Origin of the sequence: Paenibacillus sp. JDR-2 (assembly GCF_000023585.1) — a bacterium.
Classification (GTDB): domain Bacteria; phylum Bacillota; class Bacilli; order Paenibacillales; family Paenibacillaceae; genus Pristimantibacillus.
In genome coordinates this window covers 3,154,486-3,170,192 of sequence record NC_012914.1, presented here as the reverse complement: position 1 = coordinate 3,170,192, position 15,707 = coordinate 3,154,486, and the positions used below count along the sequence as shown (strand labels likewise).

Below are 15,707 nucleotides of genomic sequence, written 5' to 3'. Positions count from 1 at the left end.
TTCGTCCGCCTCCCGAAAGATTAACCTCTCTTAGCTGTTACGGCTGCTTGTGAATCGTGTTCACGATCTTTCCTGTTTTGTGCAGCTCGCTTTTGATAACAACTTCCACCTGCAGATCATTTTTGAATATCTCAGGCCATTGCTTCTTCCATTTGCTCCATTGTTTCGGGTATTTCCGGTGAAAGGCTTCCCCAAAGCCGTAAATATCCGAGCCGTATTTCTGCTGCACATGACGGATGCTGTGCTCAAGCGTAATCTTTTGTTCTTCCCTGGCTCCCCGCTGCAATTGGCTGAATGCCTTCTCATCGCCAAGATCTTCTTCGCAATGATATTCGCCGATGTTGGCATCGCTTTTCATTTCTATTTTCACGTGCGGTTTGCCGTCTTTTATGGAAGGAATAATCTCGGCATGCGATTTATAGATCTCAATGACAAAATTATCCTTGCCGCTGGGGCATCTCACATGGCCAACTGTACTGCGTACATTGTTAGTCACATAACTGTAGCCTTTGCTGTCCGATTCGCCCAACCATCCCACAATACGGTCATCCAGAAGCACGCCGATTCCCGTATATTTGTATTCGGCATATGCTTTGGGCTGCTTCACATTATCCATCTTCATCCCTTTGTTTCTGTTGCCGATAAGCGTAATTCCCGTTAGAACCGGTTCGATTCCATCCTTCGTTACCTTCTGCATCATATCAACCACATTGACCGCGGAAGTAGGCGCCCAGGCACTCTCTGATACTTTAAGCGATTTGTATAAATCGATGGCTGGCAGCACTTCCATTGGCGTAACGAACGCTAGAATGTCTTGGGCGTCGCAGCCTTTCGCAACGGCCATGAAAAAGTCCGGACGGACCTCGTGATCCCGGAATAGAAAATCAAGAGGATTCCGAATCCCGCGCTCCGCAATCTTTTCATTAATAATGACGATCCGCATATGGGATAAATACATCCTTCGCGAAGCCTTGGTCGTAATTTTGCGCAGCGCTTCAAAAATTGTTGGCGCGCGTTCCGAGAAAATAATGGCAGGAGATCGCTCGCCTGAACGATTCATCGACATCTGGGACGGGTCTGATACTTGAACGGTCAATTGATACTGTTCGTCTACCCAATCTATTCCCATAGCCAGCACAACGGATATCGCGTTCAGCTCTCGCCGGTTCCAGCATCCCGTCAGGAGCGAAGCCACCAGTAATAAAGCGGTAAAAGCCAGTCCTATCCTTTTGCAAGCGTTCATGAAGACCGACCCTGCTTCGTCTGCCCTTTCGTTGATTTCCAATAAGGCAGGCGAAAGATCGCATCGCTTTGCTGGCTGGCATGGAAAGGAGCGCTTGGACTTAAGTACGGAATGCCGGCAGAACGAAGATGGCACAGATGCACAACAAGGACAATGATGCCGATAGTCAGGCCGTAAACGCCAAAGGAAGCCGACAAGACCATAAACGCGAAGCGTATGATCCGAATGGGTATTGACATGGCATACGCCGGAATGACAAAGCTGGAAATTGCGGTTATCGATACGATAATAACCATTGCCGCGGAGACGATACTAGCCTCTACAGCGGCCTGGCCGATCACAATCGTGCCAACAATCGATACCGCTTGGCCGATCGTACGCGGCATACGTATTCCGGCTTCCCGCAATATCTCGAACGTGCCCTCCATCAGCAGCGCTTCGATAAAGGCCGGAAGCGGTACGCCTTCCCGCTGGGCAGCCAGACTTAACAGCAGCTGAGTCGGCAGCATATCCTGATGAAAGGTCGTAAGAGCAATATAGACAGACGGAGCGAGTAGACAGATTGCAAGAGCCACGTAACGAAGCAGCCGAATAAGGTTGCTGTAAAAAGGACGCTGGTAATAATCCTCCGCCGACTGTATGAAATCAACAAACAGCGCAGGCGTCAGCATCACAAACGGGGTGCCGTCAACGAATAGAGCGATTTTCCCTTCCATAATGCCTGCTGCGATCGTATCCGGCCGGTCCGTGTTATAGATCGTCGGGAATATCGTATGCTGCTGCTTCTCACGCAGCACCTCTTCCAGGTATTCTCCCTCCAGAACCCGATCCTGCTTGCAAGCTTGCAGACGTCCAATTAGTCTATGCAATTGCTTTTCATCGGCAAGTGTGTCCATATACATAACCGCTACATCGGTTTTGGTCATTTTGCCGACCTTGAGCGAGACAATCCGTATTCTTGTATCCTTAATTCTGCGTCTGACCAGGGTAGTATTGGTGCGCAGAGTTTCCGTGAAGGAGTCTTGAGGACCGCGGACAACCGATTGGGTCTTGGACTCCGTAATGGCGCGGTCGTTCCAGCCTGGCAGCGCAACGCTTAATCCATCCACAATTCCATCCACCATAATAAATAAGCTGCCGGAGAAAATTTGCTCCAAAGCAGCTTCAAGCGTACGGATAACGCATACATCCCCTGCGTCCAGAACATGATCCTTCAGTTCCTGAAGCGTAACCGGCTCCTCAGGCGTCCGATCAAGCAATGCGGAAATAACACTGTCTTGAAGCTCCCTCTTGTCTACCATGCCATCAAGATAAAAGATAACCGTCTTCTTGTTGCCAGCGAGGATCAGCTCGCGGACGATAAAGTCCGAGCTGTATCCCATCATCAGCTTCATTCTTTCTATGTTGGCATGCAGCAATGGGGAGAAGCCATCCTCTTTCATCCTCATGTCCTCCTACTTGCAGACCGCGCCTACGCGCGGTCAGGATCCTTACCTTTTGTTTCCCGGCCAAACAACATGACCGTTAGCGCACCGATGACGATCGCAACAAAGAAAACAACAAAAACGGCATTAATCGTTGTGCCGTTATCAATTAGCAAGCCTACCAGATACGGTCCGATTATCCCGCCAATCCTCCCGAAGGCTGCGGCAAAGCCTACTCCGGTCGAGCGAACGCTTGTAGGGTACAGCTCCGGCGTATAAGCATACATGGCTCCCCATGCCCCCAAATTGAAGAAGGACAGGAAAATGCCTGCAGTAAGAAGCATGCCGGCGGTACTGGCATTACCGAACCAAATGGCACACGCGGCCGTCATAAGCAAATAAATGCCGAGTACCGCTTTTCTACCGACCCTTTCAATCAAATAGGCAGCCGTAAAATATCCCGGTAATTGGGCTAATGTAATAATAAGCACGTATTGAAAGCTCTTGACGAGCGTAAAGCCTTTCAAGACCATAACGGTTGGCAGCCACAGGAACATGCCGTAATAAGAGAAGACGACGGTGAACCAAAGAATCCACAATGTTACGGTGGCCCGTTGGTAGGGACCCGACCACAAGGAAGCCATACGCTCGCCAAAGCTAAGCCTTCTCCTGTCGGCCTGCTCTTTATAGCGCGGGGAATCTTCAATTGCCCGTCTTAGGAACAACGCATAGACCGCGGGTATAGCACCGATAACAAGTGCCATTCTCCATCCGTAATGCGGAATAAAAAAGTAGGAGATGAGAGCAGCAAGAATCCAGCCGCCTGCCCAGAAGCTCTCAAGCAGAACAATCGCTCTGCCTCTTACTTCAACTGGCACCGATTCGGATACTAACGTAGATGCAACCGGAAGCTCCCCGCCTAAACCAAATCCCGCAACAAAACGCAGCAAAGCCAGAACAAACAAATTGGGTGCAAGGGCAGATAATCCGCTGGCTACGGAAAACAGCAGCAAGGTCCATAGTAGCACGGCTTTTCGGCCGTAGCGGTCAGCAAGCGATCCGGATACCGCTGCGCCAAATGCCATTCCCGTAGAGTTTATCGCGGCAAGCAGACCAATCTGCTCAGCATTGAGGTTCCAATCGACGCTTAAAGCCGCTGCGATAAACGAGACAAGCCCAACATCCATGGCGTCAAATAACCAGCTAAATCCGGCGCTGAACAGCAATTTGCGGTTTTTTGACGTACGCAGTAACGCCGCAGCTTCACTCATCTACACCCAGCCTCCATTCTTAGCCAAATTGTTATTTACAATGTGCCCTGTGACGAATGCCATTATGTAACAGGTAATCCGAATGGGACAAATATAATCCGCAATAAGATGGGAAATAGAGATTATCGGAGCTGGAGGAAGCAGAAATGGGAAATAGACAATCGATTGTTATCGTGGTTATTCCGATAGCGGAGGTTAGAAAGTTCATTCTGATTGATATCGTTATCAGTACAGCTACATACTACGCCCTAATCATTCCCTTTCATTCGTTTATAGCAGCAACAGCCGGAAGCATGACCTTGCCTATGCTGATCCGGCGTACATTAAAACTCCGCAGCAACCGGTAGTTGTCAGTTGTACAGCCACTGGGTGAGCGTATGGCGAAGCAAATATACATAACTGCTGTTCTGCTGCAGCACTTCGCGGAACCGATCCGGATAATCCGTGTATATTCCGTCAACTCCCCAGCTCAAGGCCCGATCCATGTTTAATTGATAATTAACGGTATACGGGTAAATGCGAAGACCGGATTTTTGAACCTTATGAACATAGGCAGCATTAATTTTCGGAAAATTAGGGCTGATCCCTGTCGCGTATTTTTTAATTTTATTTAAAGAAACGCTGCTGATCCGGGCTGGCGTGTTGTACCACATCAACTGCAGTAATTCGATTCTGTCGTTCAGCCTATGGATTTTCTTTAAGCTCTTTGCGTCAAAAGACTGGATAATAACTTGATCCTCAAGCCGGTACTGGTAGATGGTCTCCAATAGCTTTTCTTCAATTCCCGGGTTGTAAGTCGAATCTTTTATCTCTAGAATATAATGCGTTTCTCGGCCAAAAGCGGTAAATATATCGGTTAGAGAGGGCACTTGCTGCCTCGCGTACTCTTCTCTGGCATACATCGGATGATGTTTATTAAACCAGGAGCCGGCATCCAGCTGCTTAATGACATCAAGGGTCATGGCCCCCACCTTGCCTTTTGCGTTTGTGGTACGGTTAACCGTATTGTCATGCATCGCAACGATCTGGCCGTCCTTCGTAAGCTGAAGATCAATCTCGATAAAATCCGCTCCCGCTTCAATGGCGCTGCGAAAAGCAGCAAGGGTATGCTCGGGGGCATAACCGGATGCTCCGCGATGGGCAATAATAGCTGCGTGCTTCGCAATCCTCTGACCGGCGGACACGGCCGGATGCTCCGCTAATGACAAGACTAGGACAAGAACTACAGCAACAAGCAAGCCATGCAGCATATAGAAATAAAAGGACGGTATTTCTTTCCTTCGCATTGCTGAACGCCTCCCTTCCCTTGCCATTAACGTGTCACGGCATTTCCCTTTTTATGCGATTTGCGGATAATCGAAAAAAGCTGCCTCCGTAATAAAACGGAAGCAGCTTTTCGTTTTAAATTAATAGGTTGCGCCCTGCAAAAACTTAACGCGCTCACCCATCGGAGGGACTTCGTTCCCCTCGACATTGATCTCGATGACGATTGGTCCCCTCGATTGGTCGAACCAGTCTTTTGCAAGCTCCGGACGGAGCTCGTCCAAAGATTCAGCCTGAGCGTACCGGACGCCAAGCGCTTTGGCAACATCCGCGATGCTTGTCCGCTGCTGGGAGAAATCCTCCAGGCAGCGTCTGTACTGCATCATGTGTCCATGATATACCATGCCAAGGCGGGCATTGTTTATGACGACAAATACGATCGGGAGGTTGTATTCCTTGGCCGTCAGAACTTCCATGCCATGCATAAAGAAGCAGCCGTCACCGGTAATACTGATAACCGGGCGAGCCGGCTCTGCAAGCTGAGCGCCGAGAGCACCGCTAATACCCGATCCCATTCCGCCGAAGTTAATGTTAATATCGAACTCTTGCTCCTCGCGGATTACGATATTCTTAATCGAGTATGTCATAAACTCGCCGATATCCACATAGTACCTTGCATTGTCTGGCGCAAGAAGATTAAGCTGGCGAATTGCAGATCTTGTATTCCAGTCTTCAGTACCGGGACCAGCTGCTTCCAACGCGACAGCAGCTTCCTTGTACGCGCTGGAGATTTCCTCAAGCTGCTCTTCCTTCACGCCTGCGGTCAATCGATCGATCAGTTGCCATACCGCAAGCTCAATATCCCCATGTACCGGATAATCGGTATCGAAATTCTTGCCTAATTCCCGTTTATCATGATCGATGTGAATGATCTGTTTGCCGTTCACCAGCCGCTCATCCCAACTGCTTGTTGCCGACTCGCCTAATGCGGAGCCAACTATCATTAACAGATCATGGTTATCGCCGCGCAGGTAGTCTACTGCCGAATCATTGCTCGCTAAACCGTAGACGCCGAGCGCAAGCGGATGATTTTCAGGAAAAGCGCCTTTGCCGCGAGGTGTTGTCGCCACATGCCAGCCGGTGAGCTCGGCGAAACGCCGAATCGTATCTTTAAATTCCTTGGAGCCATGTCCAAGCATTAACGCGCCTCGGCGCCCAGCTTTCTTAACGGCTGCTGCTGCAGCTTCAATCTCATCCGCGCCCGGCTGGATGGGTTGTGTCTGAACCGCCGTTAACAATTCAGGCTCGCCAATCTCCGTCATTTGCATGTTGATCGGAATCGTAATGTGTACAGGTCCCGGAATTCCGCTAATTGCGGTGTTGTATGCTTCGGCAAGAACCCTTGGCAGATCTTCGGGATCCGTAACAGTCTTGCTCAGCTTCGTGACGGAAGCGAAGATTGGATCTGCATTAAGCTCCTGTCCTCCGCCTTTGCCGAATTTCGTAGTAGGGATTGCGCCCGTCAGGAAAATAACCGGAAGCTTCTCGCGCCATGCATTTGCGGCAGGTGTAACCAAATTTGTTGCGCCGGGACCGCTGGAGCCCACGCAAACGCTTGGAATACCCGTAATTCTAGTATAGGCTGCCGCCATATAACCTGAACTTGACTCATGCTTGGCTACAATGGATGTTAATTCTGGAAGTTCATGCAAGCAATCATACAAAGCGTTGATAGAGCCCGCCGGGACTCCGAAAATGTACTTGACCCCTTGACTAACCAAAAATCTTAATCCAGCTTCGATTGCTCTCATCTTATTCTCCTTCGTATCTCTTTCTCTTATTTCTTAACGGTAAATTTGAATACGGAGCCTTCTCCTTCCGTTGATTCAAATGAAATTTTCCCCCCATGCATTTCAATCAGCTGCCTCGATATCGCAAGGCCAAGGCCCGTACCGTTAATTTGATTGTTCACCTGATAAAACTTCGTGAAAATATTTTTCTGCTTCTCCACGGGAATTCCAATTCCGGTATCAATCACTTCGATCGTCATCTCATTGTCTTCCATATAAGCCTTAATCGTAATCTTGCCTCTTTGAGGGGTAAACTTGATGGAATTGGACAGAAGATTCAGCAGAATCTGCAAAATCCGCTCGCGGTCAGCCCGCATCGTTCTGTTCTCGCCCGCATGAATCTCTACGGCAAGCTCCAGCTTCTTCTTATTGATTAGAGAGTCTACGATATGCGTGGCTTCCCGGATCAACTCTTCGAAATCGAATTCCGAATACATCAGTTCGAATTTCCCGTTCTCCATCTTGGCGAAATCAAGCAGCTCATTCACCTGATTCAGCAAGCGCTCGATCGATTTACCCGCCGTCTCGAGAAGATCGAGCTGGGAATCGTTCAGCTTGCCGAGCACTTCCTTGCGCAAAATATCAACGGTACCTTTTACGGCCGTAATAGGAGTACGAAGCTCATGGGACAGCGTTGCGATAAAATCGCTCTTCAGCTCATTCAGGTACTCGAGCTCTTTCACCAATCCTTCGAGTTTGAAGTTTGCCTGCTGCAGTTCCATCGAGCGAACATTTACCGAATAATCCAGATGCTCGGTATGGATGGCATTCGCCAGAGCAGTAGCCGTTACATCCGCAATAGACTGGCAGAATTCGATCTCGCCCGGCTCGTATTCGCGGCATTTGTTCATGGTCGGGATGACTACGTCGCCAAACACGCGGTCCTTTGCCACAAGCGGAATGAGCAGCAGGCTTTTGATGCCAAACATCTCGCAAGCCCGGTGATCCGGGCGCGGATCCGCATAAACATCCGAAATCGCTATCGCTTTTTTCTCCGTAACAACCTCATAGAACAGCTTGTCTTTATCAATGCTCAGCTTGATATCTTCGCGGTGCCTATTCTTCCATTCCTCTTCCGTTACGCTCACCGAGGAAATATGATAAGGCTCGATCGTACGGTCCTTCTCGTTATATAAGTGGATCCCCACTTCATCCGAACCCGTAGCCCGTTTCATATAATGGAAGCAGGTTTTTAATACCTCTCGGACAGACAGCGACTTGGACAATGCTTTTGTTGCGTCCAGCAGCAGCTGCTGCTTGTCCACGAGATTTTTCGTGTTTTCGAACATCTGTATATTATGAATGGCAACGCTGACCATATTGACGAACGCTTCCGTTACTTCGATCTGTTCGCGGGTCAGATTCATCGGCTTACCGAAATCATGGACGAATACAACGCCAAATACCGAATCATTCACAATAACAGGAATACCTAAAATCGATTTAATTTTCATCAGCAGCTTCTTATCATCGTCAATACGCGGGTCAAAATTGGTGTCGTCGATATAGTCGCTTGCTCTTCTCTCCAGAATATCGCAGACAAAGCGGTCCTTCTGAGGATCAATCAGGAGCTCCGTAATATCGATCGACATCTTGTTCCCCTTGTACCCGATGAAAGTACCGTCAGGCTGCTTAAGGAAAAATCCGACCAAATCAGCCTGCGTAATCTCGCTTGCAATGGCGTCTACGAATACTTGCAAAATATCGGATAGCTCAAATTGCGAATTAATCACTTTCGTCATCAGAAATAATTTCTTGAAGCTCTTTAATTCCATCATAAATATTCACCTATCCATCCGTTTAATAGATCGTGATCTGATTTTTGCCGCTTTGTTTGGACCGCAGCAAGGCCCGGTCGGCAAAGCCAATGATTTGTTCAAAGGAATAATGGTCAGAGCTCTTTGTAATTCCGATGCTGACTGAAGCTTTCGCACTCTGTTCCACCAGCGAGCCGATTGCAAGTTCGTTTACCGTCCGGATTATCTGCTGCGCAGTCTCCATTGCTCCTTGTTCCTGCTGCAGCAATACAAGGAACTCGTCCCCTCCGAAGCGGAAGGCAAGATCATTCTCCGGCGAGATGGCCTTCTGAATAATGGAGGCAATCGCTTGCAAGACTTGATCGCCTACAAGATGGCCAAACGTATCGTTAATAATTTTGAAGTTGTCCATGTCGATCATCAGCATCGCGCCATAATCGTCCAAGCTAACCGATGATTCCAGCAGCACCTCGTTCAGATACATCCGGTTGTACAGTCCGGTTAAAGCGTCTGTATTCGCTCTTTCGGACAGTTTTTCTTTGTCGCTAATCAAACGCTCCAGCTTCTGCTTTTGACCTAGGGCATAGCTGACTTTCATTTCGAGCAGATCAAGATCATAAGGCTTGGTCAAATAGTCAAAGGCCCCAAGCTGCAGTCCTTGCAAAATATCTTTCTTTTGCACGTTGGCAGACAAAAAGATAACTGGTGTATCAAATTCTTCCCGGCTCATCCATTGCTTGCAGACGTCAAAGCCCGACATGTCAGGCATCATCACGTCAAGTAGTACGAGATCCGGCCGAATCTCATCGTACAACCGTAATGCCTCAGAGCCGCACTCTGCCGTATGTATGCTGTAATTTAAGGAGTTCAAAAATATACGAAGAATTTGTACATTATGCGGTTCATCGTCTACGATGAGTATCTTTTCACGCAATGACATACTCCAACTCTCTTTCCGATTTCATTCACCTGTAGATAAGGTTCTCATCGTCATTTGCTCATCGATGATCTCGAGGAACAGCGTGACGAGCTGTTCGTCAAACTGCGTATTAACGTTCGTAATTAACTGCTTCCGGACTTCCTCCACATGAAGGGAGCTTCGGTACACCCGGGTTGAAGTCATCGCGTCGAATGCATCCGCCAGGCTGACAATCCGGACAAGCAGCGGGATTTCATCCCCCTTCAGGCCATCCGGGTAACCTCTTCCGTCAATACGCTCATGATGCCACCTGACAATAGGCAGGATGTCCTTCACTTCCGGCAGATCCTTCAGAAGCTGGTAGCCGATAGACGGATGCTGGCGGATCACGTCAAACTCGTCATCGGAAAGCCTGCCGGGCTTCATTAATATATGATCCGGAATTGCCAGCTTGCCGATATCGTGCAGAAGAGCGGCCAGCTTCAGCAGCTCAAGCTCTGACGGACAAAGACCAAGCCTTTCTCCAAGCAATGAGGAATAAAAGGCGACATTATAGCAATGGTCCACGGTGAAGCTGTCCTTCATCCTCAGCGTATTAAACAGGCTTTCGTAAGACTGTTCCTTCAGGAATTGCTTGCGGAAGTAGATCTTATCGATAAGCTGGTCCATATGCAGTTTATTAATTCGGCAAATTTGAAGCTCTTCGGGTGTTAATGATCGCTGAGATTGAAAACAAAGCAGGAGTGTGCCATACGTTGCATTACGTTTAATATGGAAGGGATATATCGTGTGGAAAGACGTCTCCGAAAGGGAGATTCCGTCTATCGTATCATCTAGTCGCAGTGGTCTTCCATCTGGAATATGCTCGAAAAAATCAGCTTCTACGGCAAGCTGCTGGAGCTGGCTGGTATCCACCTGCAGCATGTTGTACGAATACGCTGCCGGCTCCTGACGCTGTGAATCTTCCATTAGAAATAAACAAATTTGCTCGCAGCCGATCGTATCTTTTAAAAAATGGCCAAGAAGCCCCATTGAATCAAATATGGAGTTTGAGTTAATGACGCTCTTGAAAAATACCGAATTATGCATGCTTCAACCTCTATTTCTCATGAATACATGAAGCTTTAATCCTTATTTCATTCGACATATAGTCTTTTTCTCCTTCCTTTGTTTAGAAAAATTTGTCGTTTCATGCGAAGCTAATATTTGACATCACTCTCGCGCTTCTTCCCTTAGGGGCTTCGCATCGACCGGAATGTGCCGCATGGGGATTAATTCAGCGTCAAAGCTCCCTTCATAATGAAAAACCGTGCCCAATACGGGGCTGCTGACGATCACCCAAATCCGGTACTTTTCCCGGTCATCGTCATACCATTCGGTTACATCGGCCGTTCCGGTGAGCTGTGCCGGCCAGGTAAATTGAATCAGGCCTTCATAGAACCTCTGATCTCCCGAACGGATCCGTATTCCTCCGTTGCTTGCAGCGGTAATGTCCAAATCTACCGCCAAATGCTGCTTATTACCCAGGTAGTCCACGATTCCTTTTCTATCGGTGCTGTAAATCATCGTTGCGTCAAAATGCCGGATGGACCGCTTAAATTGGAATTTGCGTATCCAGGTTACCGTCTCTCGGCCAAACCCGTCCCGATAAGCATAATTTTCAATCGTAAAGGGGATGCCGCTTCCTCCCTGCGGGAACATAATATGCCGGGAAGCTCCTAACGCAAGCGGCAAAGCCGCCCACTTGTTGAACCAGATCCGGTCCATGACCCCTTGGCCGATTGAAGCGATCTGATCCTTGCTGCTGAAACCAAATCTCTCCTGGATGCGTGGATGGAGATTCTTGAATTGCGCTCCCAATGCTTGTTCGTAGATGGATCTAGTCATTTCTTCGATTCCCCTTTCCTGCGGATGCAATTGGCGGCGTCAGGCAAGTCCCTGGAAGTCCACATGCCCGTCAAGCATAGACCTAACATAGCCGCACTTAGTACAAAAGGATTAAACGGCTGAGCCAGAAGCGAAGGTGTATAAATCAAGGCGCCTCCTGCAAGAGCCAATAATCCGACTACCTGAAGGTAATAAATCCATTTCGTCCGGTGATACAGCAGAAGCAGCAATCCTAACAGAATTTCCGATGCTCCTAGCCATTTCAGAGCCTGCAGTTCAATTCCCGGGAACATATGCATGCTTTGCATAATGCCTAGTTCCCCCGCTTCCGGATGCATCCACTTTGGCACAAGACCTTCATACAGCCATAGCAGACACAATAGCCCCGTGCATAAATAATGAATTAACGTTCGCTGCAAGCTAACTGCCGGCGGGATCCGCTTCTCCAGCCACAGCCGCAAAACATCAAAGCTGAGAGCGGTAGCCCATCCGAATAAAGGCCTGAACAAGAGGCGGTCGAACCATTGCCCCAACCGCCCGAACCGGGTGGCATAATCATATTTCGTAAGGAAGGTAATCGAATCCGCGTTCGGGCGGTACTGCCAATATCCCGCACCATGACGAATTAAGGAAATCGGTTGCTCCGAGCCGAAAGCAAGGGTAGAAAGCCTCGCCCCCGTTCCTTCATGTATGGATGATTTCGTCCGCCCTGTACCGCTAATCCGAAGGCCAAATCCAATACGCGTCTCATAGCGAAAGGCTTGCGTGTTCCTATCTGTGTTACGGGGCAGATAAGTAATGCTTGAAAAGCGCAAATCCCACTGTTCGTGCAGCTCGGCGGTCTGGGTACAGGTCCACAGCTTTTCCATATCGGTATGAATATTTAGTTCCACATAAATCGGTTCTCTTTTCATTGGACATTCAGCTCCCTTCCCCTACATTCTAGGACGGGAGACGGAAAGCCGGCAGTTCTAACTTTTTTAGAACCTTGCTTTTCGCAGAAAAAAAAGGACACTGCTTTTTCAAAGCAGCGTCCTTGCCATATAGCTTTATTTTGGGGGAAGCAAGCCTTTGCGCCGCACCTTTTCCACGGCTTCTTTGCGGCTTGTTACCCCCAGCTTTTTAAGCATTTTGTTCACCTGATTCTTCAGAGTGCTTTCCGTCTTGTAGAGCTTCTTCTCCAACTGCGGCTGCGTATAGCCCTGCTCGATCAGTTCGAACACTTCGCGCTCGGCGGCAGTGAGCTGCTTGAGCTGCTCCTCCCGCTTCAGCCTGGCGTAATCCTTAAGCAAAGCATCCATTGCCCGTGGATGCTGATACGCGTTCCTTATGACATGGGGGAGCTCCTTGTAGTTGGTCTTCTCCACGTAATTAACCGCCCCCGCTGTAAAAGCCTGCATGATGATGGATTCATCCTTCATGGAAGTAAGCATAATGATCTTCGCCGGATGAATATCATTCAGCTCGATAGCGGTATGAATGCCTTCTTCCTCGTAGTCCGTCAGCTGGATATCCAGCAGGACAACATCGAAGTCCAGCTGCCGCGCCTTCTCAATCGCTTCACGCGATGTGTTCGCGAAGCCTGCGACCTCCAGATCGGGCTCGCTGTTCAAATAGGCGGTCATTGCCCGGATCCAGTCCGGATCATCTTCGACTAGAAAGATTTTTATCGTTGACATGGTATGATCCTCCTGTCAGCCGAAGCGGATGTTTTTAGCGGTAAAATGAAAAATGACGGTTGTCCCTTCATTCTCCCTGCTAATTACGTCAACCGAACCTCCGCTCTTTTTCATCACATTATAGACGTAAGAAAGGCCTAGACCATAGTTGCTTGAGCGGTTCTTCGTGCTGAAGAACGGTTCAAATACCCGCTCCAACTGATCAGCCGGTATCCCTTTCCCATCGTCATTTATCGTTAATTGCACGGACTTTTTTTCTCGTCCCAGACGAATGGTTAATTCCCCTCCGGTCTCCACCGCTTCAGCTGCGTTCATAAGTACGTTGCCGATTGCTTCAGATAAATGAACGGGATCGCCAATCATAATTGGACGGCAGGCATAATCGTACTGGATATGGATTTCCTTCTTCTCAAACAACCCTTTATTCAAAGCCAAGCAGCTTTCCACCAGCTGGTCCAGCCTGAATGGCTTCTCTGCAAGAACGATGTCTCGCATCTGGCTGTGAATCCGGTTGACCATGTCAAGCATGTGCTCCGAGGCAGACGTTATGATAGCAAGATGCGATAACGAGTCTGGCGACCGGTCTGATAGCTCCCTCTTCAGGTTATCCGAGCTGATGGCAATTTTGCCGATTTCGTTTTTGATGGAATGATTAAGCTGCACCGCTCCTAAGCTGACCGCCTTCATTGTTCCTTCGAGCGGATCCTTCTCAAAGCGCAGCCTAACTCCCAGCACACCGTAAATAAACGTACAAATCAAAGCAACGGATAACGAATAAATGATGAACAACGATACATAGCGGAAAGCCTCCAAATCGGGAGCAACAACTGCCGCTATGTTAATGAAGAGCAGCACCGCCAGAATAGTCGGCACAATAATAATAGTTGCTATAAAACGGTTCCGTCGCTTGCGGCGGTTCGTCTCCTTCCATAAGGAGACGATAAGCAAAAGGCACGCAGCGATGTAATAAAGGGCTGCCCAGCCCAGCAAGAACCGGTAATCCAGCCGGATTTCGGGCTTTAACGGCGTCGTCAGAATCATCCAAACAGGAAGAACAAGCAAAGCCAGCTTCAAATAAAGCCTCATTCTTTTTTCGGATACCAGTTCCGAATAAACAATGCTAAATACAAGAATGCCGTAAGGCGATAATGTATGGTTAAGCAGCTGCTCGATGTTCGCCCATTCGTTATAGCCATACCGAATCAATACATCCGTCAAACCGCCTATCGCGGCTGCGCTGAGGAAAAACGCCGCCCAGCGGTTCATCTCGCTGCGGGGATTGTTTACCAGCAAGATGACCGCGGCTGTCAGCAGCGCGAAGAAGTAATAAATCATCCGTTAGGAAACGGATAATCCCAAGTATGCAAGCAGCAGAGCTGCGGTATTTACGATCGCATCGGCGTGAGTCCGTTCCATCGCATGCGAGGCATGCACGCCGGGACCGATTAATGCTGCGCGAATATTGCTTCCTCCCCGCAGCGCAGCAGAAGCATCGGAGCCATAATGCGGATAAATATCCACGGCATAAGGCAGCTGATGCAGCTTTGCAAGCTCAATCAGTTTCGAAGTCATCTCGTAATCGTACGGTCCGGAAGAATCCTTGGCGCAGATCGATACATCCCGCTCCGTCGTGGACAAATCGTCTCCAATCGCTCCCATGTCAACCGCAATGAGCTCCGTAATGTCGGCTGGCATATAAGAATTGCCGTGTCCTACCTCTTCATAAGTGGAGAAAATAAGCTTAAGCGTACGCTCCGGCTTTTTATCGACCCGCTTCATCCATTCCAGAAGACCAAACAACGCCGCAACGCTGGCCTTGTCATCGAGATGCCGGGATTTCACCCAGCCTAGCGGCGTAATCCGCACTCTCGGATCCCACGACACGATATCGCCTACCGCAATGCCCAGAGTCTCCGTTTCCGACTTGCTGGACGTATTCTCGTCGATCCGGATCTCCATGTTGGCTTCGTCCCGCTTCCATTCCCTTGCGTCCGAATAGACATGGACAGAAGTTTTGTTAGACAAGACCGTACCTTCATACTGCCTTCCGTCCCTAGTGTGAACCAGGCAATATTCTCCTTCTACCGTCTGCATGTTATACCCCCCGATAGGAGTAATCCGAAGCATGCCGTTTGGTTTAATGGAACGAACCATAGCGCCAAGCGTGTCGACATGGGCGGTATAAGCAATCGCATCTGCCGAATTGCCGCTGCCCCCAATCGTAATCATTCCGTTCCCCTTAGGCGTTCGCTCCATCGTATAACCAAGCTTCGCCGCTTCTTCCTCGAGACGGGTCATGATGTTCATGCAATAGCCGCTAGGACTTGGAATCTGAAGAAGTTCCTCCAGAAATCTTAAGATATACCTCCGGTTTAATGTTTTATTTAATGGGTTATCCATGTGTGATCTCCTCC

14 protein-coding genes are annotated in these 15,707 nt (G+C 48.9%); 1 reads left to right on the top strand and 13 read right to left on the bottom strand.

Annotated elements, in window-relative coordinates:
• Positions 1–37: 37 nt before the first annotated feature.
• Genes PJDR2_RS13905 through PJDR2_RS13895 form a run of 3 tightly spaced genes read right to left on the bottom strand, consistent with a single transcriptional unit; the run spans position 38 to position 3,938 of the window.
• Positions 38–1,243 carry a Ger(x)C family spore germination protein gene (locus PJDR2_RS13905; protein WP_015844337.1) on the bottom strand — a complete coding sequence of 402 codons (1,206 nt, stop codon included), beginning with the start codon at positions 1,241–1,243 and terminating at the stop codon, positions 38–40.
• Positions 1,240–2,685 (bottom strand): spore germination protein, encoded by a 1,446-nt coding sequence (locus PJDR2_RS13900; RefSeq protein ID WP_015844336.1) that lies wholly within the window; start codon positions 2,683–2,685, stop codon positions 1,240–1,242. Before PJDR2_RS13900 ends, PJDR2_RS13905 begins: the two co-directional genes overlap by 4 nt.
• 29 nt (positions 2,686–2,714) lie before the next feature.
• Positions 2,715–3,938 carry an MFS transporter gene (locus tag PJDR2_RS13895; protein WP_015844335.1) on the bottom strand — a complete coding sequence of 408 codons (1,224 nt, stop codon included), beginning with the start codon at positions 3,936–3,938 and terminating at the stop codon, positions 2,715–2,717.
• 146 nt (positions 3,939–4,084) lie between these two features.
• Here PJDR2_RS13895 and PJDR2_RS13890 point away from each other — a divergent pair, with 146 nt between their 5' ends.
• On the top strand, positions 4,085–4,285 hold the full coding sequence (locus PJDR2_RS13890; protein ID WP_015844334.1) for a hypothetical protein: 201 nt from the start codon (positions 4,085–4,087) through the stop codon (positions 4,283–4,285).
• A gap of 3 nt (positions 4,286–4,288) precedes the next feature.
• On the opposite strand, the gene PJDR2_RS13885 is transcribed toward PJDR2_RS13890, so the two are convergent.
• The 10 genes from PJDR2_RS13885 to PJDR2_RS13840 all read right to left on the bottom strand — a co-directional run bounded on the left by PJDR2_RS13885 (position 4,289) and on the right by PJDR2_RS13840 (position 15,693).
• The gene (locus tag PJDR2_RS13885; protein WP_015844333.1) at positions 4,289–5,224 is read right to left on the bottom strand and encodes a glycerophosphodiester phosphodiesterase; all 936 of its coding nucleotides are present in this window, start codon (positions 5,222–5,224) and stop codon (positions 4,289–4,291) included.
• Positions 5,225–5,344: 120 nt separating this feature from the next.
• Positions 5,345–7,012 (bottom strand): thiamine pyrophosphate-binding protein, encoded by a 1,668-nt coding sequence (locus PJDR2_RS13880; protein WP_015844332.1) that lies wholly within the window; start codon positions 7,010–7,012, stop codon positions 5,345–5,347.
• A gap of 26 nt (positions 7,013–7,038) precedes the next feature.
• Positions 7,039–8,829, bottom strand: coding sequence for a GAF domain-containing sensor histidine kinase (locus tag PJDR2_RS13875; protein ID WP_083778124.1), 1,791 nt, complete (start codon positions 8,827–8,829; stop codon positions 7,039–7,041).
• 22 nt (positions 8,830–8,851) lie between these two features.
• Positions 8,852–9,748: a diguanylate cyclase gene (locus PJDR2_RS13870; protein ID WP_083778123.1), complete on the bottom strand. Its 897-nt coding sequence runs from the start codon at positions 9,746–9,748 to the stop codon at positions 8,852–8,854.
• A 21-nt stretch (positions 9,749–9,769) separates the two neighbouring features.
• The gene (locus tag PJDR2_RS13865) at positions 9,770–10,816 is read right to left on the bottom strand and encodes an HD-GYP domain-containing protein (protein ID WP_015844329.1); all 1,047 of its coding nucleotides are present in this window, start codon (positions 10,814–10,816) and stop codon (positions 9,770–9,772) included.
• A gap of 123 nt (positions 10,817–10,939) precedes the next feature.
• Entirely contained in the window at positions 10,940–11,614 is a 675-nt protein-coding gene (locus PJDR2_RS13860; RefSeq protein WP_015844328.1) for a DUF4166 domain-containing protein, read from the bottom strand.
• Entirely contained in the window at positions 11,611–12,528 is a 918-nt protein-coding gene (locus tag PJDR2_RS13855) for a DoxX-like family protein (protein ID WP_015844327.1), read from the bottom strand. Before PJDR2_RS13855 ends, PJDR2_RS13860 begins: the two co-directional genes overlap by 4 nt.
• Positions 12,529–12,663: 135 nt before the next feature.
• On the bottom strand, positions 12,664–13,293 hold the full coding sequence (locus tag PJDR2_RS13850; RefSeq protein ID WP_015844326.1) for a response regulator transcription factor: 630 nt from the start codon (positions 13,291–13,293) through the stop codon (positions 12,664–12,666).
• Positions 13,294–13,308: 15 nt separating this feature from the next.
• Positions 13,309–14,628, bottom strand: a complete 1,320-nt coding sequence (locus PJDR2_RS13845) for a sensor histidine kinase (protein ID WP_015844325.1) — start codon at positions 14,626–14,628, stop codon at positions 13,309–13,311.
• Between the two features lie 3 nt (positions 14,629–14,631).
• On the bottom strand, positions 14,632–15,693 hold the full coding sequence (locus PJDR2_RS13840; RefSeq protein WP_015844324.1) for a M42 family metallopeptidase: 1,062 nt from the start codon (positions 15,691–15,693) through the stop codon (positions 14,632–14,634).
• Between the last annotated feature and the right edge of the window lie 14 nt (positions 15,694–15,707).

What these genes read in the sequence shown, in the direction of transcription:
- PJDR2_RS13905 (WP_015844337.1), bottom strand. Translation starts at nt 1,243, where the DNA reads ATGAACGCTTGCAAAAGGATAGGACTGGCTTTTACCGCTTTATTACTG.
- PJDR2_RS13900 (WP_015844336.1), bottom strand. Translation starts at nt 2,685, where the DNA reads ATGAAAGAGGATGGCTTCTCCCCATTGCTGCATGCCAACATAGAAAGA.
- PJDR2_RS13895 (WP_015844335.1), bottom strand. Translation starts at nt 3,938, where the DNA reads ATGAGTGAAGCTGCGGCGTTACTGCGTACGTCAAAAAACCGCAAATTG.
- PJDR2_RS13890 (WP_015844334.1), top strand. Translation starts at nt 4,085, where the DNA reads ATGGGAAATAGACAATCGATTGTTATCGTGGTTATTCCGATAGCGGAG.
- PJDR2_RS13885 (WP_015844333.1), bottom strand. Translation starts at nt 5,224, where the DNA reads ATGCGAAGGAAAGAAATACCGTCCTTTTATTTCTATATGCTGCATGGC.
- PJDR2_RS13880 (WP_015844332.1), bottom strand. Translation starts at nt 7,012, where the DNA reads ATGAGAGCAATCGAAGCTGGATTAAGATTTTTGGTTAGTCAAGGGGTC.
- PJDR2_RS13875 (WP_083778124.1), bottom strand. Translation starts at nt 8,829, where the DNA reads ATGATGGAATTAAAGAGCTTCAAGAAATTATTTCTGATGACGAAAGTG.
- PJDR2_RS13870 (WP_083778123.1), bottom strand. Translation starts at nt 9,748, where the DNA reads ATGTCATTGCGTGAAAAGATACTCATCGTAGACGATGAACCGCATAAT.
- PJDR2_RS13865 (WP_015844329.1), bottom strand. Translation starts at nt 10,816, where the DNA reads ATGCATAATTCGGTATTTTTCAAGAGCGTCATTAACTCAAACTCCATA.
- PJDR2_RS13860 (WP_015844328.1), bottom strand. Translation starts at nt 11,614, where the DNA reads ATGACTAGATCCATCTACGAACAAGCATTGGGAGCGCAATTCAAGAAT.
- PJDR2_RS13855 (WP_015844327.1), bottom strand. Translation starts at nt 12,528, where the DNA reads ATGAAAAGAGAACCGATTTATGTGGAACTAAATATTCATACCGATATG.
- PJDR2_RS13850 (WP_015844326.1), bottom strand. Translation starts at nt 13,293, where the DNA reads ATGTCAACGATAAAAATCTTTCTAGTCGAAGATGATCCGGACTGGATC.
- PJDR2_RS13845 (WP_015844325.1), bottom strand. Translation starts at nt 14,628, where the DNA reads ATGATTTATTACTTCTTCGCGCTGCTGACAGCCGCGGTCATCTTGCTG.
- PJDR2_RS13840 (WP_015844324.1), bottom strand. Translation starts at nt 15,693, where the DNA reads ATGGATAACCCATTAAATAAAACATTAAACCGGAGGTATATCTTAAGA.